Annotated in this window: 27 protein-coding genes and 2 pseudogenes; 17 read left to right on the top strand and 12 right to left on the bottom strand. The window is 62.2% G+C overall.

Annotated elements, in window-relative coordinates; genetic code table 11:
- The first annotated feature begins 38 nt into the window (after window positions 1-38).
- From KHO31_RS16750 to KHO31_RS16730, 5 genes are all read left to right on the top strand, one after another.
- Entirely contained in the window at window positions 39-1445 is a 1407-nt protein-coding gene (locus KHO31_RS16750; protein WP_211623750.1) for an LLM class flavin-dependent oxidoreductase, read from the top strand.
- Window positions 1446-1457: 12 nt separating this feature from the next.
- Window positions 1458-2615 carry a methionine ABC transporter ATP-binding protein gene (locus tag KHO31_RS16745; RefSeq protein ID WP_211623749.1) on the top strand — a complete coding sequence of 386 codons (1158 nt, stop codon included), beginning with the start codon at window positions 1458-1460 and terminating at the stop codon, window positions 2613-2615.
- A complete protein-coding gene (locus KHO31_RS16740; RefSeq protein ID WP_201075922.1) occupies window positions 2608-3264 on the top strand; it encodes a methionine ABC transporter permease in 657 nt (218 codons plus the stop codon). The genes KHO31_RS16745 and KHO31_RS16740 overlap by 8 nt, the downstream gene beginning before the upstream one ends.
- 95 nt (window positions 3265-3359) lie before the next feature.
- Window positions 3360-4562 carry an acyl-CoA dehydrogenase family protein gene (locus KHO31_RS16735; RefSeq protein WP_201075924.1) on the top strand — a complete coding sequence of 401 codons (1203 nt, stop codon included), beginning with the start codon at window positions 3360-3362 and terminating at the stop codon, window positions 4560-4562.
- A 60-nt stretch (window positions 4563-4622) separates the two neighbouring features.
- Window positions 4623-5951 carry an Nramp family divalent metal transporter gene (locus KHO31_RS16730; protein WP_201075926.1) on the top strand — a complete coding sequence of 443 codons (1329 nt, stop codon included), beginning with the start codon at window positions 4623-4625 and terminating at the stop codon, window positions 5949-5951.
- 160 nt (window positions 5952-6111) lie between these two features.
- On the opposite strand, the gene flhC is transcribed toward KHO31_RS16730, so the two are convergent.
- The 7 genes and pseudogenes from flhC to KHO31_RS16700 all read right to left on the bottom strand — a co-directional run bounded on the left by flhC (window position 6112) and on the right by KHO31_RS16700 (window position 10157).
- Entirely contained in the window at window positions 6112-6681 is a 570-nt protein-coding gene (flhC, locus tag KHO31_RS16725; RefSeq protein ID WP_054039111.1) for a flagellar transcriptional regulator FlhC, read from the bottom strand.
- A 14-nt stretch (window positions 6682-6695) separates the two neighbouring features.
- Window positions 6696-7016, bottom strand: coding sequence for a flagellar transcriptional regulator FlhD (flhD, locus tag KHO31_RS16720; RefSeq protein WP_035558891.1), 321 nt, complete (start codon window positions 7014-7016; stop codon window positions 6696-6698).
- 494 nt (window positions 7017-7510) lie between these two features.
- Window positions 7511-7792, bottom strand: a pseudogene (locus KHO31_RS39315) (YeeE/YedE thiosulfate transporter family protein); the annotation flags it as partial.
- Between the two features lie 38 nt (window positions 7793-7830).
- Complete coding sequence (locus tag KHO31_RS16715) at window positions 7831-8361, bottom strand: GNAT family N-acetyltransferase (protein WP_201075928.1); 531 nt, start codon at window positions 8359-8361, stop codon at window positions 7831-7833.
- A 90-nt stretch (window positions 8362-8451) separates the two neighbouring features.
- Complete coding sequence (locus KHO31_RS16710) at window positions 8452-9330, bottom strand: helix-turn-helix domain-containing protein (RefSeq protein ID WP_456238760.1); 879 nt, start codon at window positions 9328-9330, stop codon at window positions 8452-8454.
- A 156-nt stretch (window positions 9331-9486) separates the two neighbouring features.
- On the bottom strand, window positions 9487-9789 hold the full coding sequence (locus tag KHO31_RS16705; RefSeq protein ID WP_201075933.1) for an addiction module antidote protein: 303 nt from the start codon (window positions 9787-9789) through the stop codon (window positions 9487-9489).
- Window positions 9786-10157, bottom strand: coding sequence for a type II toxin-antitoxin system RelE/ParE family toxin (locus tag KHO31_RS16700; RefSeq protein WP_201075935.1), 372 nt, complete (start codon window positions 10155-10157; stop codon window positions 9786-9788). The genes KHO31_RS16705 and KHO31_RS16700 overlap by 4 nt, the downstream gene beginning before the upstream one ends.
- A 293-nt stretch (window positions 10158-10450) precedes the next feature.
- Between KHO31_RS16700 and KHO31_RS16695 the strand changes: the two genes are divergently transcribed.
- The 5 genes from KHO31_RS16695 (at window position 10451) to KHO31_RS16675 (ending at window position 12642) form a co-directional block, all read left to right on the top strand.
- Window positions 10451-10819 carry a nuclear transport factor 2 family protein gene (locus KHO31_RS16695; RefSeq protein ID WP_201075936.1) on the top strand — a complete coding sequence of 123 codons (369 nt, stop codon included), beginning with the start codon at window positions 10451-10453 and terminating at the stop codon, window positions 10817-10819.
- Window positions 10820-10847: 28 nt separating this feature from the next.
- Window positions 10848-11096 carry a hypothetical protein gene (locus KHO31_RS16690; RefSeq protein ID WP_201075938.1) on the top strand — a complete coding sequence of 83 codons (249 nt, stop codon included), beginning with the start codon at window positions 10848-10850 and terminating at the stop codon, window positions 11094-11096.
- Window positions 11097-11230: 134 nt separating this feature from the next.
- Window positions 11231-11695: an RbsD/FucU family protein gene (locus KHO31_RS16685; RefSeq protein ID WP_201075940.1), complete on the top strand. Its 465-nt coding sequence runs from the start codon at window positions 11231-11233 to the stop codon at window positions 11693-11695.
- A gap of 178 nt (window positions 11696-11873) precedes the next feature.
- Complete coding sequence (locus tag KHO31_RS16680) at window positions 11874-12305, top strand: DoxX family protein (RefSeq protein ID WP_211623748.1); 432 nt, start codon at window positions 11874-11876, stop codon at window positions 12303-12305.
- Between the two features lie 64 nt (window positions 12306-12369).
- Window positions 12370-12642, top strand: coding sequence for a hypothetical protein (locus KHO31_RS16675; RefSeq protein WP_201075944.1), 273 nt, complete (start codon window positions 12370-12372; stop codon window positions 12640-12642).
- 171 nt (window positions 12643-12813) lie between these two features.
- On the opposite strand, the gene KHO31_RS16670 is transcribed toward KHO31_RS16675, so the two are convergent.
- A complete protein-coding gene (locus tag KHO31_RS16670) occupies window positions 12814-14373 on the bottom strand; it encodes an MFS transporter (RefSeq protein ID WP_236071280.1) in 1560 nt (519 codons plus the stop codon).
- Window positions 14374-14516: 143 nt separating this feature from the next.
- A complete protein-coding gene (locus KHO31_RS16665; RefSeq protein ID WP_211623746.1) occupies window positions 14517-15818 on the bottom strand; it encodes an MFS transporter in 1302 nt (433 codons plus the stop codon).
- A gap of 409 nt (window positions 15819-16227) precedes the next feature.
- Between KHO31_RS16665 and KHO31_RS16660 the strand changes: the two genes are divergently transcribed.
- Entirely contained in the window at window positions 16228-16947 is a 720-nt protein-coding gene (locus KHO31_RS16660) for a response regulator transcription factor (RefSeq protein ID WP_201085765.1), read from the top strand.
- Window positions 16948-17107: 160 nt separating this feature from the next.
- Here the strand turns inward: KHO31_RS16660 and KHO31_RS16655 are convergent, their stop codons facing one another.
- Window positions 17108-18013 carry a dihydrodipicolinate synthase family protein gene (locus KHO31_RS16655; protein ID WP_201075951.1) on the bottom strand — a complete coding sequence of 302 codons (906 nt, stop codon included), beginning with the start codon at window positions 18011-18013 and terminating at the stop codon, window positions 17108-17110.
- A gap of 347 nt (window positions 18014-18360) precedes the next feature.
- Between KHO31_RS16655 and KHO31_RS16650 the strand changes: the two genes are divergently transcribed.
- The 6 genes and pseudogenes from KHO31_RS16650 (at window position 18361) to KHO31_RS16625 (ending at window position 23413) form a co-directional block, all read left to right on the top strand.
- Window positions 18361-19317: a 4-hydroxyproline epimerase gene (locus KHO31_RS16650; protein WP_201075953.1), complete on the top strand. Its 957-nt coding sequence runs from the start codon at window positions 18361-18363 to the stop codon at window positions 19315-19317.
- The gene (locus KHO31_RS16645) at window positions 19314-20441 is read left to right on the top strand and encodes an NAD(P)/FAD-dependent oxidoreductase (RefSeq protein WP_201076102.1); all 1128 of its coding nucleotides are present in this window, start codon (window positions 19314-19316) and stop codon (window positions 20439-20441) included. Before KHO31_RS16650 ends, KHO31_RS16645 begins: the two co-directional genes overlap by 4 nt.
- Window positions 20434-20685, top strand: a pseudogene (locus KHO31_RS39310) ((2Fe-2S)-binding protein); the annotation flags it as partial. The gene KHO31_RS16645 and the pseudogene KHO31_RS39310, both read left to right, overlap by 8 nt.
- A 143-nt stretch (window positions 20686-20828) precedes the next feature.
- Entirely contained in the window at window positions 20829-22109 is a 1281-nt protein-coding gene (locus tag KHO31_RS16635; protein ID WP_201108383.1) for an FAD-dependent oxidoreductase, read from the top strand.
- Between the two features lie 194 nt (window positions 22110-22303).
- Window positions 22304-23071, top strand: a complete 768-nt coding sequence (locus tag KHO31_RS16630; RefSeq protein ID WP_201075956.1) for an AraC family transcriptional regulator — start codon at window positions 22304-22306, stop codon at window positions 23069-23071.
- Between the two features lie 12 nt (window positions 23072-23083).
- Window positions 23084-23413: a hypothetical protein gene (locus tag KHO31_RS16625; RefSeq protein ID WP_201075957.1), complete on the top strand. Its 330-nt coding sequence runs from the start codon at window positions 23084-23086 to the stop codon at window positions 23411-23413.
- 19 nt (window positions 23414-23432) lie between these two features.
- Here the strand turns inward: KHO31_RS16625 and KHO31_RS16620 are convergent, their stop codons facing one another.
- Together KHO31_RS16620 and KHO31_RS16615 are read right to left on the bottom strand one after the other, a co-directional pair.
- Window positions 23433-23693 (bottom strand): hypothetical protein, encoded by a 261-nt coding sequence (locus tag KHO31_RS16620; RefSeq protein ID WP_201075958.1) that lies wholly within the window; start codon window positions 23691-23693, stop codon window positions 23433-23435.
- Window positions 23694-23849: 156 nt separating this feature from the next.
- The gene (locus tag KHO31_RS16615) at window positions 23850-24182 is read right to left on the bottom strand and encodes a hypothetical protein (RefSeq protein ID WP_211623745.1); all 333 of its coding nucleotides are present in this window, start codon (window positions 24180-24182) and stop codon (window positions 23850-23852) included.
- Between the last annotated feature and the right edge of the window lie 13 nt (window positions 24183-24195).

Here is a 24195-nt window from a genome sequence, read left to right as displayed (position 1 = left end):
CACAGCAAGCAACGTTGTAAAAGGCGAGGAGCCGCACGATGGCGAAGAAAAAGATCCTGCTGAACGCGTTCAACATGAATGCGGTCGGCCATATCAATCATGGCCTGTGGACGCATCCGCGCGACCGTTCGGCGCATTACACCGACCTCGGCTACTGGACGAGCCTCGCGCAAACGCTCGAGCGCGGCAAGTTCGACGGGATCTTTCTCGCGGATATCGTCGGTGTGTACGACGTCTATCAGGGTGGCCCGGAAACCCCGCTACGCGAATCGGTGCAGATTCCAATCAACGATCCTTCGCTGATCGTGCCCGCGATGGCGCATGTGACGAAGCACATCGGGTTCGGTGTCACGTCGAATCTGACTTACGAGCCGCCGTATCTGTTCGCGCGCCGCATGTCGACGCTGGATCATCTGACGAAGGGCCGGGTGGGCTGGAACATCGTCACCGGTTATCTGGACAGCGCCGCGCGCGGCATGGGTCTCGCGCAACAGATCAGCCACGACGATCGCTACGATCGCGCGGACGATTACATGGATGTGGTCTACAAGCTATGGGAGCAGAGCTGGGAAGACGACGCGGTGGTGCGCGATCGCGCGGCACGGATCTTCTCGCATCCTGACAAGGTGCATCGTGTGAAACACGACGGTCCGTACTATTCGATCGACGCCATTCATTTGAGCGAGCCGTCGCCGCAACGCACGCCGGTGCTGTATCAGGCGGGTTCGTCGAGCCGGGGTGTCGATTTCGCGGCACGTCACGCGGAATGCGTGTTTGTCGGCGGGCAGAACAAGCAGCTCACGCGCTCCATTGTCGACGACATTCGAACACGGGCGGTGAGCTTTGGCCGCGCGCCTGACGATATCAAGATCTTCGCCGGCATCACCGTTGTAGTCGGCGAAACAGAGCGCGCCGCACAGGAAAAACTCGAAGAGTACCGGCTTTATGCGAGCGCCGAAGGTGGGATCGCGCATTTCTCCAGTTCGACCGGCATTGACTTCTCGCAGTACGAGCTGGATGAACCGATTTCGTATGTGAAGACCGAGTCGATGCAATCGGCGGTCGAAGCGATTTCGAAGAAGAGCGTGAGCGGCGTATGGACCAAACGCAAGGTGCTCGAACAGATGACGCTCGGCGGTCGCGCGAAGCCCGTAGTCGGTTCGCCGCAGCAGATCGCGGACGAACTGGTGTCGTGGATCGAAGAGGCCGGCGTCGACGGATTCAATCTGACGCGTACTGTCATGCCCGAGTCGTTCGAAGACTTCGTCGATCTGGTGGTGCCGGAATTGCAAAATCGCGGCGTCTATAAGGAAGACTATGATCCGGCGCCGACGCTGCGCGAAAAGCTATTTGGAGGCGGCCGCGCGCGACTGCCTGAGGTGCATGCCGGCGCGCAGCATCGGCATCACGCCCAAAGCGGCGCGCAATCCACTGTGGAAGCATGAGAGGAGCGAAGCATGGCTAATCTTTTCGACGTGCCGCAGTTCATTGAAGACGCACCGTCCCTCGCCTTGAATCACGTTTCGGCCGATGCCGCGCAAGACGCCGTCGTATTCGACGACGTGAGCAAAGTGTTCGCCAACACCCGCGGTGTGTCGACCGCGGCGCTGGCGAACGTGACGGTGAAGGTGGCGCGCGGCGAAGTGTTCGGCATCATCGGTCGCAGCGGCGCAGGAAAATCGACGCTGTTGCGGCTTGTCAACGGTCTGGAAAAACCAAGTTCCGGCGCTGTGCGCGTGAATGGCGTGAGCGTCGGCGAACTCGACGAACGCGGGCTGGTCACGCTGCGGCGGCGCATTGGCATGGTGTTTCAGCATTTCAATCTGCTCTCCGCGAAGACGGTGCGCGAAAACATCGCGTTGCCGCTGAAAATCGCCGGGGTGCCTAAAGCGGTAATCGACAAAAAAGTCGACGCATTGCTCAAATTGGTCGGCCTGTCGATCAAGCGCGACGCCTATCCGGCGAGCTTGTCCGGCGGCCAGAAGCAGCGCGTCGGGATCGCACGCGCGCTGGTGACCGACCCGGATATTCTGCTGTGCGACGAGGCAACGTCCGCACTCGATCCTGAAACGACGCAAGCGATTCTCGCGTTGCTGCGCGATATCAATCAGCGGCTCAACCTGACCATCGTGCTGATTACGCACGAGATGCAGGTGATTCGCGAAGTCTGCGATACGGTGGCGGTGATCGAGCGCGGTGAAGTGGTGGAGACAGGTCCGGTGTGGCAGGTGTTCGGCGACCCGCGGCACGACTCGACGCGCGCATTGCTGCGTACTTTGGTGCATGACCTGCCTGCGGATCTGGCCGCGCGCGTCAAACCGTTGCCGGAGATTGCGCAAGTGGATGCACGAATTCTGCTCGACGTGCGCTTTACCGGCAGCGATGCGGGCGAACCGGATTTAAGCGGGTTGACATCTGCATTGAGCGCTGACGGTGGCCGGGTGAGTTTCGTGCATGGCGGCATCGACCGGATTCAGGGGCGTGCGCAAGGGCGTCTGGTGGTGTCGGCAGACGTGCGCGCGAATGCGGACAGCACGGTGCAAAAGCAGGTCGCGACGCTCCTTGAGCGCGCGCGTCGGTACGCCAATCATGTCGAGGTGCTCGGCTATGTCTGATCTCTGGCTCTCGGAGCTTGCCGACGCCATTCGCGACACGATCGTCATGGTCGGCGTATCCGCCTTTGTTGCGGCCCTGGTCGGCATTCCGCTCGCACTGGTGCTGGTTACCACGACACGCGGCGGCATCTTTGAAAAACGTGTGGTGAACAGCACGCTCGGCGCACTCGTCAATGTATTCCGCTCCACGCCGTTCATCATTCTGCTGGTCGCGCTGCTGCCGCTCACGCGTTTGCTGATCGGCACGACGATCGGCGTATGGGCGGCGATCGTGCCGCTCAGTATCGCGGCGATTCCTTTTTTTGCACGGGTGGCCGAAGTGAGCTTGCGGGAAGTGGACCGCGGTTTGATCGAAGCCGCGCAGGCTATGGGCGCACAACGCCGGCACATCATCTGGCACGTGCTGCTGCCTGAAGCGCTGCCGGGCATTCTGGGCGGCTTCACGATCACCGTGGTGGCGATGATCGGTTCTTCAGCGATGGCGGGCGCGGTTGGCGCCGGCGGCCTCGGCGATCTGGCGATCCGCTACGGCTATCAGCGTTTCGATACCACCGTGATGGTGACGGTGATCGTGCTGCTGATCGTGATCGTCACGGCGGTGCAGTTCGCCGGCGATCGCTTCGTACGACGGCTTGCACAACGCGCATGATGGCGACGCGAGATTCTCACAAGCCCGATCGAACGCGAGCCAGCCACGCTGATAAGCCACGCTCCGCTCGCTGAACCCTATCTCGTGGATATTGAATGAACGAATCTCGCCACCCTGAGGCGCTGCAAACGCGGCAAGCTGACTTTGCGCCCGTGGTGCGCGATCTCGCCGGCTTGCTCGCCGCGTTGCATGCCAGCGCGGCTCAGCGCGATCGCGACGGCGGCCATGCCGCGCAGGAAAAACAATGGATCGCCGACGCAGGGCTGCTTACGCTCGCAGTGCCGCGCGAGTTCGGCGGTCCCGGCGCGCGCTGGCCTGAGATCTACGAGACGATCCGCAAGATCGCGCGAGTCGACAGCGCGTTGGCACATCTATTGGGCTTTACGTGCTTGCAGGTGGTCAGCGTCAATGTCTGGGGCAACCCGGAACAACGTGCCCGCTATCTGAGCGGCACAGTGGAAGGGCGCTGGTGGTGGGGCAATGCGGTCAATCCGCTCGACACGCGATTGGTTGCACGCGCAACCAGCGACGGCGGCTATCGTCTCGATGGACAGAAAGGATTTTGTTCGGGCACGCGTGGTTCGCACATGATGACGGTTTCCGCGCAGGATGCGGCCACCGGCAAGGCGGTGTTCGCCGTGGTGCCGACCACGCGCGAGGGCATTACTGTGCACGAAGACTGGAATCCGATCGGTCAGCGGCAGACCGATAGCGGCAGCGTCTCCTTTGTGCGGGTCCTGGTCGAACCGCATGAGGTGCTGGAACGGGCCGACACGCCATACGCGAGTTTGCGCACACTGATCTCGCAGCAGGTGCTGACCAATCTGTTCGTCGGTATCGCGCAGGGTGCGCTCGAAGAAGCGCGTGCGTACGTCACACAGCACGGTAAGCCGTGGATCACGTCCGATGTCGATAAAGCCACCGACGATCCTTACCTGATCCAGCGTTTCGGCGAGATGCGCCTGCAGGCGGTGAGCGCCGAAGCGCTGGCCGCGCGTGCCGCCTATGCCCTCGAAGACGCGTGGCAACAGGGCCCAGCTTTTGACGCCGAGACCCGCGCACACGTGGCGCTCGCCACCTCCGAAGCGAAAATTGTCGCGCACCGTGCCGCGCTCGATGTCAGCGAAAAACTGTTCGACGCCTGTGGGGCGCGCGCCACGCACGCGCCGCTCGCGCTCGACCGCTTCTGGCGCAACGCGCGCGTGCATACCTTGCACGATCCGCTCGACTATCGCGTGCGTGACGTCGGCCGTTATGCGCTGAGCGGGACATTGCCGGAGGTTTCTTTGTACACTTGAGGCGGTTCGCGGCAGCCTGCATGATGTGTCGCGGTTTATCCTCTTCAAGAGACCATCGGCTTGCAGTTCAAACTACCGACCACCGCAACGGCGCCGTTTTGCCCATCCGAGGTGCAAGGCTCGGTTGCCGTCACGCAAGGCGCGCCGTTCTGGAAAAAGATCCTGCAATTCGCAGGACCCGGCCTGCTGATTTCGATCGGCTACATGGACCCCGGCAACTGGGCCACTGATATCGAGGCGGGTTCTCGTTACGGCTACAGCCTGCTGTTCGTTGTGATGTTGTCGAGTCTTGCGGCGATGGCGCTGCAATGCCTGAGCATGCGTCTCGGCATCGCCACTGGGCGGGACCTCGCGCAATTGTCGCGGCTGCGTTATTCGCCCGGTGCCGCGCGCTTTCAATGGCTGCTCGCCGAACTGTCGATCGTGGCCTGCGATCTGGCCGAAGTGCTGGGCGGCGCGCTAGCCTTCCATCTGCTCTTCAAATGCTCGCTGACCACCGGCGTTTTGCTGACCGCGTTCGACACGCTGATCGTGCTTGGCCTGAAAGGCAAGAATTTCCGCGATCTCGAAGCGATCATGCTTGGCTTGATTGCGACGATCGGCGTCGGCTACATCATCGAATTGGCGCTGGTGAAGCCGCATTGGCCGTCAGTGGCACAAGGACTGATTCCTTCGTGGCAGGCGCTCAGCAGCCGCGAGCCGATGTATCTGGCAATCGGCATTCTCGGTGCGACCGTGATGCCGCATAACCTGTATCTGCATTCGTCGATCGTGCAAACGCGCGCGGTCAAGCGCGATCCGGCCAGCATCAGGTCGGCGATCGGCATGTCGCGCATCGATACGATCGTCTCGCTGGTGATTGCGCTGCTGATCAACATGGCGATCCTGATTCTCGCGGCCGCCGCGTTCCATGCGACCGGCCACGATCAGGTTACCGAAATCGAAGACGCCTACAAGCTGTTGGCGCCGATCGTCGGCACAGGCTTCGCCGCGGTGCTGTTCGCGATCACGCTGCTTGCGTCGGGACAAAGTTCGACCTTCACCGGCACGGTAGCAGGGCAGGTCATCATGGAAGGCTTTCTGAAACTGAAAATTCCGTGCTGGCAGCGGCGCTTCATCACGCGAGCTCTCGCCTTGATTCCAGCGCTGATCGGCGTGCAGATGATGGGCAACGGTGCAGTCGGCAAACTGCTGGTCGCAAGTCAGGTCGTGCTGAGCCTGCAACTGCCATTCGCGCTTTATCCGCTGATCCGCATGACCAACGATCGTTCGCTGATGGGCGAATTCGCCAACCGGCTGCCGACGCGGCTCCTCGCCTGGTCGCTGTTCGTGGTGATCAGTGCGGCGAACCTGTGGCTGGTGGTGCAGACAGTGGGGCTGGTGGACTGATGCTGCGGTAGGAGGTAGCTGGGGAGTGCCGGGTCTCAGATATCAGGTGTCCGGCGTCAGGGCGAAAACCAAATAAAAAAGGTCCGCGTAATGGCGGACCTTTTTCAAGGGTGCTTCGGTTCGAATCAGGCTGGACCGGCCCTCATCGATTCAATTCAACTCAGGCGGCTTGCGCGATCTGCGCTGCTTCGAGCGCTTCCTGACGAGCGGCGGCGGCCTTCTTGGTCTTGCCGGCGCGCGACGGCGGCTGGCAGGCGCCACATACCACGTTGTGTTGCAAGTCGTGCTTGTGCGCGACGAATTTGCCGGTGCAGCGGCAGCATTTTGTCAACTGCAGGATGTCGGCGTCGAAGAAACGCACCAGCGTCCATGCACGCGTGAGATCCAGCACCGGTTCGGAGTCGCTGTGCTGGCAATGTTCCAGATACAGCCGATACCCTTTGGTCAGCGCATCCAGGTGCGAGCAGCGCGCTTCGTTTTTCAGGAACAGGTATGTGTTGTAGAACAGCGACGCGTGGATGTTCGCCAGCCACGTCATGTACCAGTCCGCCGAGAAAGGCAGCATGCCCTTGGGTGGCGATACGCCTTTGACCTCGCGGTACAGGCGGATCATGCGGTCGCGCGAAAGCGTCAACTCGCTTTCGAGCACCTGCATGCGCGCGCCGAGTTCAATCAGCGCGATCGCACGAAATACTTCTTGTGCGTCTTCCGTCAGGCTACGCTTGAGCATCGCGGTCACCTCGATTAAGCAAACTGCTCAGCAGGCTGGCCTGCAAGCAGGATCGCCGCGTGAGTCGGTGCAACTGCTGCATGCTTCGTCGTTTGCGTCAGCGCCGACAACATCGCGTGGTCGTTGAAGCGGAAGAAGCATAAAAGCTGATCGGAAGCGGCCAGCTTGACGATCTGCGCGAGCGACAGCCCGGCAAGCAAATCAGCCAGTTCCGACGACAAACCCAGCCGGAACATGCCGACCGGTTTGTCCTCACGCAACATACGTTGCGCGAGCATGATGTAAGACAAGTTGATCTCGCGGATTGAATCCAGCGTCTCGCTGCTACGGTCCATTTTCTGTGTTTCCGAAGCCCCGAATTACTATGTCGGCATTTTTTGCCGTTATGTCTTTTGTGCCTCGCCGGAAACGTTGTCCTCCGGCTACATGTCACCACCTGATACAGACGGCGACTTTTTGATACATCACGTTACATTTCGTAACAGCTTGGGACGAATTGTATGAAGGGTAAAACAAGAAATCAATCCCCTCTCAAAAAAATATCTCGAAAAGATGCATCAAATTTCGGTAACTCTTTCACGGTCCCGTAATAGATGATGCTTAGCAGGTTTTTTGTGGCTCGTAAAATTTGTCTGATCCATGGAAACCCTTGTACCACGGGTACCTGAGTCATTCGTCTGAGCAAAGATGCACACCCGATCGAGAGTCGGAAAATCAGGACTGAATCGGAAAGGAAATAGAAAGCGAGGGTAATTGAAAGTAATAAATACCGCTCATTGGCGCTACTGTGGGGACAAAGCAAAGGTGTAACAAGTTGATGCAGCCCCAGTTACAAACGAGGCTGCATTTGTAACTTCCAGCAATCGTTTGCGGGGATCCGTTCGACTTCGAGGCCAAACGCTGGGCGCAGACGTGTACCGAGTACGCTGCCGGCGAAGGCGGCGATCAGCCACAGTCAGCCGTGCAAGCTGCCTGACACGATGCAGCTGAAATGGACACGGATGTTACAACCTGAGGCCAGACGGGCTCTTTAGCCGAGCATCAGGTAGCTGACCACCGCCGCGATCAGCGAGCGGAAGGGCGCCTTCCAGAGCGATGCGTAACGGTCGGCGCGCGCGCCCCGAGGGTAGGACCGGTACCCGAACGCTGTTACATGAAGCGCGCCATCAGATCGGCGTCGTGAAATACCCCGCCGACGTTTAGCGCCTCGACCTCACAGCCATATTTGCGAAAGCCAAGCGACTCATAGAGTCCGCGCGCCGCCTCGTTCCGGCTACTCACCATCAACTGGATTTGCCGAAGACCTTCTATCTGTGCCGCTCGCGCCAGCAACTCATTAAGCAACGCGCGGCCGACTCCGCGGCCCGCAGCTTCCGGTGCGACATACATACCGACAACAGAGGCCTTGTGCCGTTCCTTGTCATGCGAGTTGCGCACCAATCCGACCACGCCGATCAACGGGGCATCGGCCGACGCGTAAGCACCGAGCAAAAAGTCGCCTTCGGCTGCGCGCGCGCCTTGCAACATCGCATCATGTCGTGCCGCGCCCTTGGCCACCGCTTCCTCGTAGCTCTGACCGAACGACTCCGGATGTGCCTTCAGTCCACGCAGGCGAAGCTGGAAGTAGGCCTCGCGGTCGGCTGGCCCGAGTTGACGGATCAGTAGGGCGTTGTTGGTCAAGTGCGTCTCTCCGTGTGGTTTGAACGGCGGTGCAAGCGGTAACAACTCAGCGTTCAATGTTGCTTGCGATTCTGCCGTTCCGCAGTCGCGCTAGGGTTTCACGGCCTTAGCGCCTTGGTTTTCGGCGCGTTGGCTTTCGGCAAACTCGCGCAATGCCGCCGCGGTTTGCTGATCGGCGGGAAAGAACGCCTCTATGGCAAGTTCCGACAACGTCACATCCACTGGTGTGCCGAATACCGTGGTCGTGCTGAAGAACGACAGTACCCCGATCGGCGTGCGCAGCCGCAGTGGCACGGCGATCTGATTACTCGCGGTGTCGTCCTGGTCGGCCACTTCTGCACCGGGCGGAGCGGGATACGCGGCTAGCTCGTCGCGCAGTGCGCTCAACGTGTCGTCACCGCTCACGTCGATTTGCCGCTGGAGTCGGGACAGCGCGTGCGCGCGCCACGCATGCCAATTGACGATCGACGCTGCGATACCTTCCGGATGCAAGCTCAGTCGCATCGCATTGACTGGCGGCTTCAGCAGTTCAGGGCTTGCGCCCGCAAGCAGCGGCGCAAGCGCACTATTTGCGGCGACGATGGTCCAGTGGCGGTCGATCGCGAGTGCCGGATACGGCTCGTGACCTTTAAGCACTAACTCGACAGCCTCGCGCGCGGCGGTCAGCTGGGGGTCTGTCAAAGGACGTTCTCGGAACAGCGGCGCATAACCCGCCGCGATCAGCAGCGAATTGCGCGCGCGCAGCGGCACGTCGAGTCGCTCTGCCAGATGCATGACCATTTCACGGCTGGGCACCGCACGGCCTGATTCGACGAAGCTCAGATGCCGGGTTGAAATATCGGCTTCCGCGGCGAGCAACAACTGGCTCATTCTTCGCCGCTGCCGCCATTCGCGGAGCAGATCGCCAATCGTGCGGCTTGCCGTCGGCGCGTTCGACGGAATGGTTTGCGCAAGAGAGAGCGTGTTCATGTTGCCGATGATAGCCAAAGCGTGTTGGCGATCCATTACCTGACAGGTAATGGAATACCCGGGAATACCCCGAAACACCCGAGAAAGCGTAGGAGCACCCGCGAATACACAGCCCATTCGTGGCCTTGCCTCAGGCGGCAACACAATAAGCGCGAATCAGGCGGGCGCCACACCTTCCGGCACGGCGTTGAGCTTGATGCCCAGCGCGCGCAGCAGTTTGAACACCGTATCCATGCGCGGTTTGGAGCCGGGCGCGAGTGTTTTATAGAGGCTTTCGCGCCCGAGCCCAGCGTCGGCCGCGACCTTTGCGATGCCGCGCGCTTTTGCGATGTCGGCGATCGCGGCGAGGAGGAGGTCGGCGTCGCCTTCTTCCAGCGCTGCGTTGAGATATTCAGCGATCATCTCCTCGCTATCGAGGTAGTGTGATGCGTCGAACCGTGCGGTTTTGACTTTGCTCATGACAGTTCCTTTCTGATTGCTGCCCACATTGATTTGGCATGCTTGATGTCGGTCGGCTGCGTGGACTTATCGCCAGCGCAGAGCAGCAGGTACACCAGCCGCCCTTCGCGCGCAAAGTAGACCCGATAGCCGGGACCGCAATCGATGCGCATTTCGGACACACCGTCTTCCAGCAGCTTTACGTCGCCGAAATGACCCCGCTCCGCACGCCGGACCCGCACCAGGATTTTTGCCCTCGCTCTCATGTCTGCGAGGCCGGCAAGCCAACTGTCGAATTCTTCGGTGCGGTTGACCGTGTACACAGGCGGTGAACCGATTTGTTGATGAGTGTATCCTGCTGGATACGACATTGCAAGTGTAAAAACCATATTTAAAAAGCGGCTCGTGTCCGCACCCGTTCAGTTCGTCACATGCCGCGTATCAACGCTTCGCGGCCTCCATTTTTCCCATGAGGTTAGCGGCCGAAGCGGCCTGTGACGATTCGGCCGAATGGCCAATCCGATCGGCAAAAAGCGACGGTTTTGCACCGTGGCGCATCTGGATGCTTACCTCCCACGTAATCGACGTGCCGCGCTCGAGGCGTCAATCTTCACTCCGAGCCCGCCGCATACAACGTGTCTGCCGAGCGTAGTGCTCAGTCATGCAAATCAAGGAGTCTGAGATGAATGCGCATACCGATCTGATCGACCGTTATTTCGATGCATGGAATGAAACCGATGCAGTGCGCCGCCGCGAACTGATCGCCGCGACGTGGGCCGCCGATGCCGACTATCGCGATCCGCTGCTGGCAGGCGCGGGCCATGACGGAATCGACGCGATGATCCGTGCGGTGCATGAACGCTTTCCGCATCACACGTTTCACCGCACGACGGAAGTCGACGGCTTCGCGAACCGGCTGCGTTTTTCGTGGGAACTCAGCACGCCGGCCGGCGACGCGATCGTCAAGGGATCCGACTTCGGCGTACTCGATGCGCACGGCCGCTTGCAGGCGGTGACTGGTTTTCTCGACCAGGTGCCTGCCGCCGCCTGACCACCCGCTTTTTTTCACGGAGACAATCATGCACGAGTCCGTTGCCGCCACGGCTCCCAGTACTGTTCTTACGGTCGCACGCCTGTCGGGCGCCGTCGACGCGCTCTCCAGCGCGATCGCCGGCTTCGCTCTGCTGGCCGGTACACGCGCGTTCACCTTCACCGCGTTGCTGGCCTGGCGCGAGCCGGTATTGGGTGGCGCGGGTCTTGTGCTGCTCGCCTTGGTCGGATGGTTGCGGTGGCAGTGTCGCCACAATGTCGCTCGCCGCATCGTGTAGAAAAGCGGATTGACGACGGACCGCCGGCAACGGACCGCGCGTCATCGTCTTGCTACAATCGATCGCGACGCGCTACAAGGACAAACCGTTCGAACCCGGGCGCCTAGCCGCCAATCGGACCTCAAGGAGACACCGTGCTGAAGAATCTGGACCCGCTGCTGAATGCCGATGTGCTGCATGCGCTACGCTCAATGGGGCATGGCGACGAACTGGTGATTTGCGACGCCAACTTCCCGGGCGCGTCCGTCGCGCAGGAGACGGTGTTGGGCAAGCTGCTTCGTCTCGATGGCGTGAACGCAGCGCGTGCAATTCGCGCGATTCTGTCGGTGATGCCGCTGGATACTTTCATCGAACGCCCTGCCGCGCGAATGGAAGTGGTGGGCGAGCCGAATACGATTCCGGCCGTTCAGCGCGAGGCGCAGATCGAGATCAATGCGGCGGAAGGGCGCGAGGTGCCGTTTGCTTCGGTCGAACGTTTCGCTTTCTATGAGCGGGCACGCAAAGCCTATTGCGTGATCGCCACCGGCGAAGAGCGCGGTTATGGCTGCTTCGTGTTCACAAAAGGTGTCTTGCTGGCGCCGGATGCGCCGCAGCAATAGCACGGACACTCGCCGAGCACCCGGACACCTCTTTTCTTCCTCTGATACGGCGCGATTTGCGCCGTTCACACCCGCCCGCGCTTGGAAAAGGCGGGCAATGCACATATTCTCAGATGCAAAGTGGGGAACTGCGGCCGCCTGGCCGGGTCTCCTGCTTATTCATTTACAGGAGCCCCTCATGACGCGTCCCGTCGATTCCGGCGTCATCCTTATCGCGCGTATCGCCCTTGCCGTGCTGTTTTTATGGGGTGGCGTGATGAAACTGCTGGGCTATGCGGGCTTCGTCGGCTATCTGCATTCGAAGGGTGTGCCGTTCGTACAGGTCGCCGGACCGATTGCAACAGCGGTCGAGGCACTCGGCGGTCTGCTGCTGATCGTCGGCTTCAAGATCCGCCCACTCGCGCTCATCATGGCCGTCTACACCGTGGCGACCGCGGTGCTGGGTCACGATTTCTGGAACGTTACCGATCCCGCCTTGCAGCGCGATATGGTGATCCACTTCTGGAAGAATATCGGTATCGCCGGTGGTTTCCTGTTGTTGTTCGTGACCGGAGCGGGCCGTATCAGTATCGACGGCGCGCGTTCACCGCGCGGCGGGCTGCATCTCTGATCACGCAGTTGAGGTAGTCTGAGCAGGTCGCTTTTGATTCTGGCTGTAATCAAGGGAGCAAATAATGATTCAAAGTTTTGAGCAAACCATTGGTGGCAAGGTGACGCAGTTGTGCGCAAGTCTCGGCGAAGGGCCTACGCCGCATCGCGTCATCATCAGCCTTGCCGATTCAGCGAAAACCTTGGTGGTTCTGGATGCATCCGGTCTTATCAGCACGATCAAGGCCGAAATCGAACAGCCGGAAAAGCTGATCGCCGACGCGATCGCCAAGGCGCAAAACGAAGGACTGATCGAGCGCGCGATCGACACCGGCACGATTCAGGAAGCGTCGCTGTAAGCCGTGCGGTAGCAGGGTGTTGTATCGCGCCTGCTAGTGCCGTATTAGTGTAAAAAGTCGACCCCCGCGGCGCGTAAGCATCGCGGGGGTCTTTTTTTTGCACTCGCGGCGAAGCGAGGCGGGACGCTCAGTGCGCTTCGCCAATTCGCGCTGGGCAAAGCGACGAGACGATCAGCGCGGTTTGCCAACTTGCCCAGGCTCGATCCCGTGCGGTTTCGAGGTCGATGCGTGCGGCTCCGGATGTACGAGGCAACCCATTACGCCACCGAGCACCAGCAGACCAACCGAGATGGCCGTCGCGGCCTGCATCCCCAAGACGATCTGCGTGGCGGCTGCGCCGCTCGCCAGCGCGCCGAAGGCGGCTACACCGACTGCCCCGCCTGCCTGCCTGGCGGTATTCAGCACAGCGGACGCCGTACCGGCGCGCTTCGCTTCGACGGAGGCCAGCACGGCGGTCGTCATCGCCGGGACCGCGAGGCCCATGCCGGACGGAATCAGCAGGAACGGCAGCAGCAAGCCGACGAGCGGTGTGGACGCATCGACGAAATGCAGCAGGCCATAGCCGAGCCCCGCGGTGATCGCGCCGGCGATCATCGGCACACGTACGCCGAAGCGCCCGACCACCCAGCCGCTCGCCACGTTCGAGAGCAGAAAGCCGCCGGTCAACGGCAGGAAAGCGAGGCCCGCCTGCAGCGGGGTATAGCCGCGTACGCGCTGCAAGTACAGGCTCAGCACGAACACCATGCCGTAGTACGTCAGATTCACACAAATGCCGAACAGCACCGCCGCATTGAAGGTGCGCTTGCTGAACAGCAAGAGCGGCAGCATCGGCGTCGCGACGCGCGATTCCACGGCGATAAAGGCGCCGGTCGCGACTAGCGCGAGTATGAAACCGCCGGCTACCAGCGGATGGCTCAGGCCGAGCGGCCGCAATTCGATCACAGCGGCGACGAAGGCGGTGAGCGCGACGATCGCAAGGGTCTGACCGCTCAGATCGATGCCACGCGGGATTGCCTCGGCTGTAGCCGTTGTTGTAGTCGCCCCAACGGTAGCCGGAGTCCCGGCCCTAGTCCCGCTTCTAGTCCCAGTCGTAACCGCAGCCGCAGCCGGAGCCGCCGTCGCGCGTCGCGCTTCTTTCCGTGCCGATTCACGCCGCGGCACCCAGAGCAAAGTCGCTATCAACCCGACTACGCAAATCGGCAAATTGACGAGAAAGATGCTGCGCCAGCCGAACGCCGCGATCAGCACACCGCCGACCACCGGTCCGGCCGCGATCGAAATCGCGCCCGCGGCGGTCCACAGCCCGACGGCACGCGCCCGCAGCTTCGGATCATGGCCGTATGACTGATTGAGCAGCGCCAGCGAGTTTGGCAGCATGGCGGCCGCGCCGATGCCTTGCAACGCGCGCGCCGCGACCAGCACGGTGGCATCGAGCGCCAGGCCGCAGGCGAGCGACGCGAGCGCAAACAGCACGATGCCGGCCGCGTACATGCGCCGTGTCCCGAGCCGGTCGCCCAGCGCGCCCGCCGAAAGCATCAGCACCGCGAACGCGAGCGTGTACGCGTCGACGACCCATTGCAGCCCCGCGACATTCGCATGCAGGTCCGCACCGATCTTCGGCAGCGCGATGTTGACGATGGTCACGTCGAGTTGCGTGACGACGAAGCCGACACTGACGGTCGCAAGAATGCGGCCGAGGGCGGGCGAGGAGGGTGTATTGGGAGAGTTCATAAGACACATCGTAGGCAGATGCAGCGCACGATGTTTCGGGCTGACGTGAAGTGTCGATGTGCCCGGAACTGCGGGGAAGGCGGGGCGCGGAGCCGATACAAACAACGGCGCACCACGCGGCGCGCCGTTGCGAAAAAGCTTGATCAGCGCGCTTGCGGTGCGTCTTTGATAAACAACGTAGTCAATGCCCCGACAATACAGATCGCCCCGACATACAGCGGCGCGGCCATCGGGTTTGACTTCATCATCAGCGAAACAGCGATTGGCGTGAGGCCGCCGAACACCGCGTAGGCGACGTTGTACGAGAAGGAGATGCCCGAGAATCGCACGACCGGCGGGAACGACTTGACCAGCACGAACGGAATCGCGCCGATCACGCCGACGAAAAGGCCGGCCACGGCGTACAGCGGCACCAGCGCCGAGGTATCGACGGCAAGCTGCTGGAACATCACGTAGTACGTCACTGCCAGCGCGAGGCCGCCGATGAAAATCGTGCGCCCCGCGCCGATGCGGCCCGCGATCGAGCCCGCCATCACGCAGCCGATCGTCAGGCACAGCGTCGCCACGCAGTTCGCCAGCAACGCGGTGGCCGGTGCGATATGAAACTGCTTCTGCAGCAGCGTCGGCGTCATCAGAATGACGACCACGATCGCGGCCGACAGCATCCACGTAAGCAGCATCGACACGATCACGGCGCGACCGTGGTCACGCAATACGGCTTTGAGGGGCACTTCCGCGGCGATCGCCTTGCGTTGCTTGAGTTCAGCGAACACTGGTGTTTCATGCAGCCAGCGGCGCAGATAAACCGAGAACATGCCGAACACGCCGCCGACCAGGAACGGAATGCGCCATGCGTACGCGGAGATTTCCGCGGGCGCGAAGTTGCGATTCACTGCCGATGCAATCAGCGAGCCGAGCAGGATGCCTGCCGTCAGGCCGGCCGTCAGCGTGCCGCATGCATAACCAACGTGCCGCTGCGGCACGTGTTCCGAGACGAACACCCATGCGCCCGGCACTTCGCCGCCGACGGCCGCGCCTTGCATCACGCGGAACACTAGCAGCAATACCGGCGCCATCACGCCGATGCTGGCGTAGGTGGGCAGCAGACCCATCATCAGCGTCGGCACCGACATCAGCAGCACGCTCAGCGTGAACATGCGCTTGCGGCCAAACAGGTCGCCGAAGTGCGCCATGATGATGCCGCCGAGCGGCCGTGCCAGATAACCCGCCGCGAAGATGCCGAAAGTCTGCACCTGACGCAGCCAGTCCGGCATCGCCGCGGGGAAGAACAGCTGGCCGATCGCCGGCGCGAAGAATACGAAGATGATGAAATCGTAAAACTCCAGCGCCCCGCCGAGCGCGGCGAGACCGAGTGTCTTGTAATCGCTTCGCCCAAGAGGGCGTGGGGTGACAGCCTGCGCTCCACCCAGATTTGTCGCTTGCATTGCTTGTGTCTTGTCTTGAATTGGGAACCACACGTAGCGCGTGGAAAGTCGGCGGTCGTCGGGCGAGAAGTGTGGCAAGCGCTGGGTAGAGCACGGGACACCGGCGCGCCGGCCCAGGTAGGGGCAGCGCGATGACGACTGGGGCCAGGCCGCGGATTTTACAGGATGAAAGCCGTTGACTTCGGGAAGTACTTAATTAGATTGGAAAAAGTTCCCCGCGACGCGCCTTTTCGACGGCAGGCTGGACCACGAGGGCCGCGCGTCGTGCGAGCCGCAGCGGTTGAGTGTAGGAATGCCGCGCATCGGTGTCGGAGCGGGGCGATTGATGTGCAAATTAGGAATGCTCCTATGGGATGGCTTGGGCGTCCCTCTGAGAATCGCGTCCGAGCTATCAGTTAAGAGTTATCCCATGCGCATTGCCATTCTTCAGCGTGACCCGTTCATGCGTCAGTCGATCGAAAAGATCCTTATGAGCGCCAGCCATACCTGTATGGCCTATGACGACGGTCTGACCATGTCGAAAGCGCTCGCTCGTTCCACCGTGGATATGCTGGTGCTGGACTGGCAAGGCACTCGCCTGTCCGGCGCCGAGGTCCTGCGGTCGGTGCGCGCGGTCGGCGGCGACCGCCTGCCAGTCCTGTTCGCTTCGACGGAGACGTCGGAGGACAGCGTGGTGCGCGCCTTTGCCAGTGGGGCAGACGACTATGTCGGGCTGCCATTGCGCCCGGGCGAGTTCCGCGAGCGTGTTACGGCGTTGCTGCGCCGCGCCTATCCGGACCGTTTCAGCGCCGCGAACTTCGAAGTCGGCCCCTACCATTTCGACACGCATCGCCAGCTCGTCATGCTGCGCGGTCGGCCGGTCCAGCTATCGGGCACGCAATACCGGTTGGCGTCGCTATTCTTTTCCAACATTGGCCGCGTGATGTCGCGCGACCATATCTTCGCGATGGTGTGGGGACGTGAGTTCCGTGAGTTCACCCGCACGATCGACAGCCACGTGTCGCGCCTGCGTTTGCTGCTCGAGATCGAGCCGCAAAACGATTTCCGGCTGCAACCCGTTTACAAGAGCGGCTATCGTCTGCTGCATTTGCGGCAAGGCGAAGCGAGTGCGGAAAAGCAGGCGGCCTGAGCGGGTCCGACCGCGCACGGGTCGCGGATGCCGGCTGTGGCAACGCCGGCCGCGCCGCTCGATGCGCGGCCGGCCGGGACATCGGCGTAGCGCCTAGGCGGACCGGCGCGTCATCCGCCGCACCGCGACCGGGAGCGGCTACCCATCAACTTGCCGCAACTCAAACCTGCGGCAGCGCCGGCCGGGCTTCAATCGCCCGGCGGATCAACGCTTCCACCGCCTTGCGCTCATCTCCGGCCAACGGCAGCCGCGGTGGCCGCACCGGCTCCGTGCCAAGCCCGACGATCGTCTCGGCCAGCTTGATGTTCTGCACCAGCTTCGCAGAGACGTCGAGCGCGAGCAGCGGCGCAAACCAGCGATAGATCGCTCGCGCTTCTTCAAGACGGCCCGCCTTCAGCAACTTGTAAATCACGACCGTCTCGCGCGGAAACGCGCACACAAGACCCGCCACCCAGCCGTGCGCGCCCATCAATATCGCTTCCATCGCGAGGTTGTCGACCCCGCACAGAATCGCGAAGCGGTCGCCGACCACGTTGATCAGGTCGGTCACGCGCCGCACATCGCCGCATGATTCCTTGATCGCGACGATCTTCTTTTCGTCGGCGATTTCCGCGAACATGTCGGGCGTCATGTCGACGCCATAGGCAAGCGGATTGTTATAGATCATCAGCGGCAGCGCGCTTGCATCGGCGACGCTGCGAAAATGGTGCAACGTCTCGCGCCGGTCCGACAGATAGCGCAGCCCGGGCAGTACCATGAAACCGGCTGCGCCGTGCCGGCTACCGGCTTCGGCCTGGCGGCACGCGTCGAGCGTGCTGTTCTCGGCGATCGTCAGCAAAACCGGCACGCGGCCGCGCGAGGCCTCGACGGCGATGTCGAGCACTTGCAGCTTCTCGTCCAGCGAGAGCGTCGACGCTTCGCCGAGCGATCCGCACACGATGATGCCGTCCACACCCGCGTCGATCTGTGCCTCGATATTCTTGCCGGTCCATTCGCGATCTATGCTGAAATCCGCGTGAAACTTGGTGGTAACTGCGGGCAATACGCCTTCCCAGATATGCGCCACGACTGCTCTCCTGAGTGTGTTGAGTCGAAGCGAAGTGTAAGCAGGGAAAATGCGCCCGTCTTGCGTGATTCACGCGCGGCGGATGACGATTTCAGCATAATGACTATGCCTGCAAGCCCAGCTTGATCGAGCAAGCTGGCTTTTTCAGGACAGGACGCAAAGTGTGTCGAAGTCTTATCGGCATGGCCTTGCACGCCCTCTTTAGTCAGGCTGTTGGGCGGTGTTCAAGTGTGGATCCTGCCCGTTTTCAAAGGTCGGCAGATTGGCGGGCGGGCAGAATGATTATGCCGAAATCGTCACAATCTACGCTTAAGCGCACCAAGACTCCGACGCCCAGTATTCCTACCATGGGCATCATGAAAACCTTAGACATCATCGACTCGCACACCGGCGGTGAACCGACCCGCCTGGTGGTGTCGGGTGGCCCGGAGCTTGGCGGCGGCTCGCTGGCGCAGCGTCTCGACATGTTTCGCACGCATTTCGACGACTGGCGCGCGGGCATCGTCACCGAACCGCGCGGCTCGGATGTGGTGGTCGGCGCGCTGCTGTGCGAGCCGGACGACCCTGCGTGCGCGGCCGGCGTGATCTTCTTCAACAACGTAGGCTACCTCGGCATGTGCGGGCACGGCACGATCGGTCTTGTCGTCTCGCTCGCTCATATGGGGCGGATCGGGCCGGGACGTCATCGGATCGAGACGCCGGTCGGCATCGTCGAAGCGACCCTCAACGAGGACGGCAGTGTGGCCGTGTGCAACGTACCGGCTTATCGCTACCGGCAAGGCGTGCAGGTGGACGTGCCGGGCTACGGCATGTTGAGTGGCGACATCGGCTGGGGCGGCAACTGGTTCTTTCTCGTCGCCGACCACGGGCGCACGCTGGAGGCGGCGCGTATCGCTGAGTTGACCGCGTTCAGCGCGGCAATTCGCGATGCGCTGACCGCGCAGCGTATCACCGGCGCGGACGGCGCCTTGATCGATCACATCGAACTCTTTGGACCCGGCTCGCGCGACGGCATCGACAGCCGCAGTTTCGTCCTCTGTCCCGGCAACGCGTATGACCGTTCGCCGTGCGGTACAGGCACGAGCGCGAAAATCGCCTGCCTCGCCGCCGACGGCAAGCTCCCCGAAGGCGCGGTGTGGCGGCAGGAGAGCATCATTGGCAGCGTATTCGAGGCGAGCTATCGTCACGCCGCCGACGGTGTCTCGGTGATTCCGACCATCACCGGCCACGCGCACATCATGGCCGAAGGGCGTTTGTGTTTCGACGAGCGCGATCCGTTCGCGTGGGGCATCCGCACGGCATGACAGCGGATGCGTTGATCGTCGGGGCGGGCATTGTCGGCGCGGCTTGCGCGGCGGAACTGGCCGCGCTCGGCATGCGCGTCGAGGTACTCGACGCACAGGGCATCGGCGGCGGCGCGACGGCGGCGGGCATGGGCCATATTGTCGTGATGAACGACTCTCCCGCGGAATTCACCTTGAGCCGCTATTCGCGCGAGTTGTGGCTGGCACTTGCGCCGCAGTTGCGCATGCGCGACGCGTTCACGCGCTGCGGTACCTTATGGGTCGCCGCCGACGAGGAAGAGTGGCAAGCCGCCTGCACCATGCATGCCGCGTTCGAAGCGCAGGGCATCTCCGCACAACTGCTCGACGCGTCTACGCTGCGGGCATGTGAGCCGGCGCTGGCGGCATCGATGGCGGGCGGCTTGCGGATCGAGCACGACAGTATCGTGTATGCGCCCACTGTTTCCGAATGGCTGCTGACGCAATCATCAGGAGTCGAGAATATCCGTGTGCGGCTCGGCACGCGGGTTGCTGCAGTCAGCGCTGGCGGCGTGACGCTGGCCGATGGCGAGCGCATCAGCGCTGCGCATGTGATCGTTGCCAATGGCCTGGGCGCTCAACAACTGCTGCCGTCGCTGCCGTTGCAGCCGAAGAAAGGTCATCTGCTGATCACTGACCGTTACCCCGAACTCATTCGCCATCAACTGCTCGAACTCGGCTACATCAAGAGCGCGCACCATGCGGCCGGCACCTCCGTGGCATTCAATGCGCAGCCGCGCCCCACGGGCCAACTGCTGATCGGGTCCTCGCGCCAGTTCGATACAACCGATCCCGTTGTCGACATGCCGGTGCTCGCTCAGATGTTGCAGCGCGCCGCGCAGTATCTGCCGGTCCTGCCGACGCTCAATGGCATCCGCGCGTGGACCGGCTTTCGCGCGGCGTCGCCTGATGGTTTGCCGTTGATCGGTCCGGCAGGCGATTTTGCACCTGGCGCGTGGCTCGCTGTCGGACACGAAGGTCTTGGCGTGACGACCTCACTGGCAACCGCAAAATTGCTCGCCGCGCAAATCACTGGGAACGCCGCGCCGATTCCTGTCGAGCCGTATCTGCCGGTTCGTTTTGCGCAAAAGGTGGCCCATGTCTAACGCTGATGCAGCACGCCTCCATTTGACGATAGACGGTAGAAGCGTCGAGGTTGAAGCGGGTACGACGGTGGCCGCGGCGCTTGTCATTGCGGGCGTCGGCGGCACGCGGACGTCGGTGAGCGGCCAGCCGCGCGCAGCACTGTGCGGGATGGGCGTGTGCCAGGAATGCCGCGTCACTATCGACGGCCGGCTGTATGCGTTGGCGTGTCAGACGCTTTGCCGCGAAGGGCAGGTGGTTTGCACCACTGCGACTGCCAGCGTGGCCAACGTGACCGATGCGACCGACGTATTCAACGCGGCCAGCGAGAACGGCGGGATGAACGGGACCAATGTGGGCAGGGGGACTAACGCCACGGGTACCACTGCCACAACCACCACGGGCACGCGATGAAGCAGCACTTCGATATCGTTGTGGTGGGCGCCGGTCCGGCTGGGTTGACCGCCGCGCAGGCAGCGGCGCGCGAAGGCGCCACGGTCGCGCTGCTCGACGATAACCCGCGCGCCGGTGGCCAAATCTGGCGGCAAGGTCCGGGCCATCCGCCGCAAGCGCCGCTGCACGGGTTGCTCGCCGCCTTGAAGACGCAAAACAACGTCACCCTTTTCCCGTCGACTCGCGTGATCGCGCCTTTGGGTCCGCGCGGTTTGCTGCTTGAGTCAGCTGAGCAGGGTGGCGTGTCTGTCAGCTACGATCGGTTGATCCTCGCGACCGGCGCACGCGAGCGGCTATTACCATTTGCCGGCTGGACGCTGCCCGGCGTAACGGGTGCAGGCGCGCTCCAGGCACTCATCAAAGGCGGCATGCCGGTGCGCGGCGAACGGATCGTGATTGCGGGCAGCGGACCTTTGCTGGTCGCCGCGCTCGCCACCGCGCGTGCTGCCGGAGCACAGGTGGTGGCGGTCGTTGAGCAGGCGTCGGCACTCGAGGTTGCGCGCTTCGGAGTCTCTCTGCTGGGCGAGCCGGCGAAGTTGCGGCAGGCCGTTGCCATGACGCGCGGCTTCGCGGGCGTGCGTTACTGGACTGGCAGCATCGTCCGGCAAGCGCATGGAGATGGCCGCGTCGAGCGCGTGACGATTCGGCGCGGGCAGCGAGAGTTGACGCTTGACTGCGAGCGCATCGCCTGCGGCTATGGACTCGTGCCGAATATCACGCTTGCACAAGCGCTGGGCTGTGCCATCAGCGAGGCGGGTGAGATCGTCGTCGACGGCGAGCAGCGGACTTCGGTCGAAGGCGTGCTGGCGGCAGGCGAAAGCACGGGCGTCGGCGGCGCGGAGCTGGCGGGTGTGGAAGGTGAGATCGCGGGTCTTTCGGCAAGCGGCGCCCTCGCAAGCCGCAGCGCGCTGCATGTGCAACGAGCCCGCTGGCGGCGTTTCGGCAAGCGCGTCGAAGCGGCGTTTGCGCTGCAAGCGGCCGCGCGCACGCTACCCGACGATGCCACGCTGCTTTGTCGTTGCGAAGACGTCAGCATCGGCGAGGTGCGCGCCTATCCAGATTGGCGCGAGGCGAAGCTGCATACCCGCTGCGGAATGGGCGCATGCCAGGGGAGAATCTGCGGCGCAGCGGCTGGGCTGTATTTCGGCTGGCAGGCCGCAGCGCCGCGCCCGCCGTTCAGCCCTGCGCAAATCGGCACCTTGATGGCGGCGAGCGCGGAGCAGCAGCCGGCCGAGTGACCCAGGCACCGTACGTCCCCTGGATATTGTCACCAACCGCACGGCCCTATAATCAACCGCAGGCGCCCGCCTGCGTAGCCGTACGGACGAACGTACCGGCAAACGCGCGCGCAAATGCACTGTTGAGCGCTCGGCGAGCGCATCGACTCAAGCGCCGACCAACGCACAACCGCACCGACCACGGAACCCGTACGATGAACACGCTGGCTCATCCGCTCGAACCGGACGACGCAACGCTGTCCGGCATGCTGTCGCATTTCACGCTGCTCGAGCCCGTGTTCGACGCGATGCCGGACGTCGTGTTTTTCGTCAAGGACGCGCACGCTCGCTATGCACTGGTCAATCGCACGCTGGCCTCGCGCTGCGGTTTCAAGGAAAAGGCCGCTTTGCTCGGCAAGACCGCCGAAGACGTATTCCCGCGCCGCTTCGGCCGCATCTATACCGCACAGGACGAAGCGATCATCAACGTCGGCAACCAGATGATCGATCAACTTGAACTGCACCTGTATCCCGGCCGCCAGCCGGGTTGGTGCCTGACCTGCAAGCAGCCGTTGCGTGATCCGGCGGGCAAGGTGGTCGGCCTCGCCGGCATCTCCCGCGATCTGAAAGCGGACGAAAGCAGTCATCCTGCTTACAGCCGGCTGGCTGCAGTGGTGCAGTCCATCCAGGAAAATTACGTGCAGCCGTTAAATTTGAAACAGCTTGCTGCCATGGCGGATATGTCGGTGGCGCAACTGGAGCGCTACTTTCACAAAGTGTTTCATTTGACGCCGCGCCAGGTGTTGCTGAAAACGCGGCTGGACGCCGCCACCGCGCTGCTGGTTTCGCACGACAAGGTCACCGATGTCGCCGCGCTCTGCGGCTACACCGACCACAGCGCCTTTACGCGCCAATTCAAGGCGACCGTCGGCATCACGCCGACGGAGTACCGCATGCTGCTGCACGGAACCTCGCGAAGCTGATCTGCCGCCCACATGGTTCGTCGCAAGCATCATTACTACGTCTACGTTGTCGCGCTCGACGACAAGGTCTGGAACGAGGCGCGCTTTCGCCGCGCGAATCCGGATTACCGGTTCGACAAGCCATGCGTGTATGTAGGAATGACGGGACTGGACCCGGATCTGAGATTCGACCGGCACAAAGCCGGCATTCAGGCAAATCGCTACGTGCGCGATTACGGCCTGCGCCTCGTGCCCGAGTTGTATGAAGTATTCAATCCAATGCCTTACCGCGGCGCACAGGATATGGAAGTGGAATTGGCGATTGGACTGCGTGAGGCGGGGTACGGCGTATGGCAGGCGTAATTAAAATGTAAAACCCGCCTTATTTTACGCCGAGCCCGCGCAGCACTGCGTTGCCTTCGGGTGTCAGACGGATATGCGAGGCGCCTGCCTGGCCGGAAACCGTTTCGATCAAGCCGGCTTCGTGAAGCTGCGGAATCTCGGGTTTCGCGGACGCGTCGATCGGCGCGTGCAGCAACAGCAGCAGCGTCGCCAGTTCGTGGTGGCTCAGCAGGCGGCGCAGAATCGTGGGCCGCTTCGCTGGCGCTGTCGTCTCATTCGTGTTGTGGTCGGGCTGGTTCATGGAGCGCACCTTGTGCGGGATAGTGTCGAACGGATCATGCGGATGAAGTCTTAAACGATTCTTAAGACACCATTGTCCTGTAACACCGTGACATTATGATTGCGCCGGAACAAGTTACCGACCGTTACACCTGGCCGATTGTTACCTTTGCTTACCTTACGGCGCGCAGGTTTTGCTCGCCGATTCAATCCAAAGATTGCCTACGTGGCGTGTGCCCGCGTAGAAGCGATAGGTGGTCGCGCCATTGTCGCTGCGCACCTTGACGATATTCGAATCGCCGAAGTCGAGCATCTGGCCCTGAGGGATCGCGGCCGACTTGAACGCGGCGTTGTGGCTGGTTGCCACTTGCGTCAGGCAGGCGACCACGTCGTTGACCGAGCGCTGCGTGGTGGTGTCCGTAACGGGCTCGCCGGCATCCGGGTTCTTCTGGAAGTACGCGCAAGCGCTGAGAAGCAGGGGAACTGACAGGACTACGGCAAACTTCTTCATATCTCTCCTGGCG

Origin of the sequence: Paraburkholderia domus (assembly GCF_905220705.1) — a bacterium.
GTDB classification, from domain to species: Bacteria; Pseudomonadota; Gammaproteobacteria; order Burkholderiales; family Burkholderiaceae; genus Paraburkholderia; species Paraburkholderia domus.
The sequence above is the reverse complement of the archived record's forward strand: the minus strand, read 5'-3'. Positions and strand labels throughout refer to the sequence as shown.

Excerpts from the sequence above, each read along its gene's own strand:
- KHO31_RS16740 (WP_201075922.1), top strand. The coding sequence starts at position 2,608 with ATGTCTGATCTCTGGCTCTCGGAGCTTGCCGACGCCATTCGCGACACG.
- KHO31_RS16650 (WP_201075953.1), top strand. The coding sequence starts at position 18,361 with ATGGGCATCATGAAAACCTTAGACATCATCGACTCGCACACCGGCGGT.
- KHO31_RS16680 (WP_211623748.1), top strand. The coding sequence starts at position 11,874 with ATGACGCGTCCCGTCGATTCCGGCGTCATCCTTATCGCGCGTATCGCC.
- KHO31_RS16690 (WP_201075938.1), top strand. The coding sequence starts at position 10,848 with ATGCACGAGTCCGTTGCCGCCACGGCTCCCAGTACTGTTCTTACGGTC.
- KHO31_RS16695 (WP_201075936.1), top strand. The coding sequence starts at position 10,451 with ATGAATGCGCATACCGATCTGATCGACCGTTATTTCGATGCATGGAAT.
- KHO31_RS16700 (WP_201075935.1), bottom strand. The coding sequence starts at position 10,157 with ATGGTTTTTACACTTGCAATGTCGTATCCAGCAGGATACACTCATCAA.
- KHO31_RS16710 (WP_456238760.1), bottom strand. The coding sequence starts at position 9,330 with ATGAACACGCTCTCTCTTGCGCAAACCATTCCGTCGAACGCGCCGACG.
- KHO31_RS16665 (WP_211623746.1), bottom strand. The coding sequence starts at position 15,818 with ATGCAAGCGACAAATCTGGGTGGAGCGCAGGCTGTCACCCCACGCCCT.
- KHO31_RS16670 (WP_236071280.1), bottom strand. The coding sequence starts at position 14,373 with ATGAACTCTCCCAATACACCCTCCTCGCCCGCCCTCGGCCGCATTCTT.
- KHO31_RS16675 (WP_201075944.1), top strand. The coding sequence starts at position 12,370 with ATGATTCAAAGTTTTGAGCAAACCATTGGTGGCAAGGTGACGCAGTTG.
- KHO31_RS16635 (WP_201108383.1), top strand. The coding sequence starts at position 20,829 with ATGAAGCAGCACTTCGATATCGTTGTGGTGGGCGCCGGTCCGGCTGGG.
- KHO31_RS16745 (WP_211623749.1), top strand. The coding sequence starts at position 1,458 with ATGGCTAATCTTTTCGACGTGCCGCAGTTCATTGAAGACGCACCGTCC.
- KHO31_RS16630 (WP_201075956.1), top strand. The coding sequence starts at position 22,304 with ATGAACACGCTGGCTCATCCGCTCGAACCGGACGACGCAACGCTGTCC.
- KHO31_RS16750 (WP_211623750.1), top strand. The coding sequence starts at position 39 with ATGGCGAAGAAAAAGATCCTGCTGAACGCGTTCAACATGAATGCGGTC.
- KHO31_RS16705 (WP_201075933.1), bottom strand. The coding sequence starts at position 9,789 with ATGAGCAAAGTCAAAACCGCACGGTTCGACGCATCACACTACCTCGAT.
- flhC (WP_054039111.1), bottom strand. The coding sequence starts at position 6,681 with ATGCTCAAGCGTAGCCTGACGGAAGACGCACAAGAAGTATTTCGTGCG.
- KHO31_RS16625 (WP_201075957.1), top strand. The coding sequence starts at position 23,084 with ATGGTTCGTCGCAAGCATCATTACTACGTCTACGTTGTCGCGCTCGAC.
- KHO31_RS16660 (WP_201085765.1), top strand. The coding sequence starts at position 16,228 with ATGCGCATTGCCATTCTTCAGCGTGACCCGTTCATGCGTCAGTCGATC.
- KHO31_RS16620 (WP_201075958.1), bottom strand. The coding sequence starts at position 23,693 with ATGAACCAGCCCGACCACAACACGAATGAGACGACAGCGCCAGCGAAG.
- KHO31_RS16735 (WP_201075924.1), top strand. The coding sequence starts at position 3,360 with ATGAACGAATCTCGCCACCCTGAGGCGCTGCAAACGCGGCAAGCTGAC.
- flhD (WP_035558891.1), bottom strand. The coding sequence starts at position 7,016 with ATGGACCGTAGCAGCGAGACGCTGGATTCAATCCGCGAGATCAACTTG.
- KHO31_RS16615 (WP_211623745.1), bottom strand. The coding sequence starts at position 24,182 with ATGAAGAAGTTTGCCGTAGTCCTGTCAGTTCCCCTGCTTCTCAGCGCT.
- KHO31_RS16645 (WP_201076102.1), top strand. The coding sequence starts at position 19,314 with ATGACAGCGGATGCGTTGATCGTCGGGGCGGGCATTGTCGGCGCGGCT.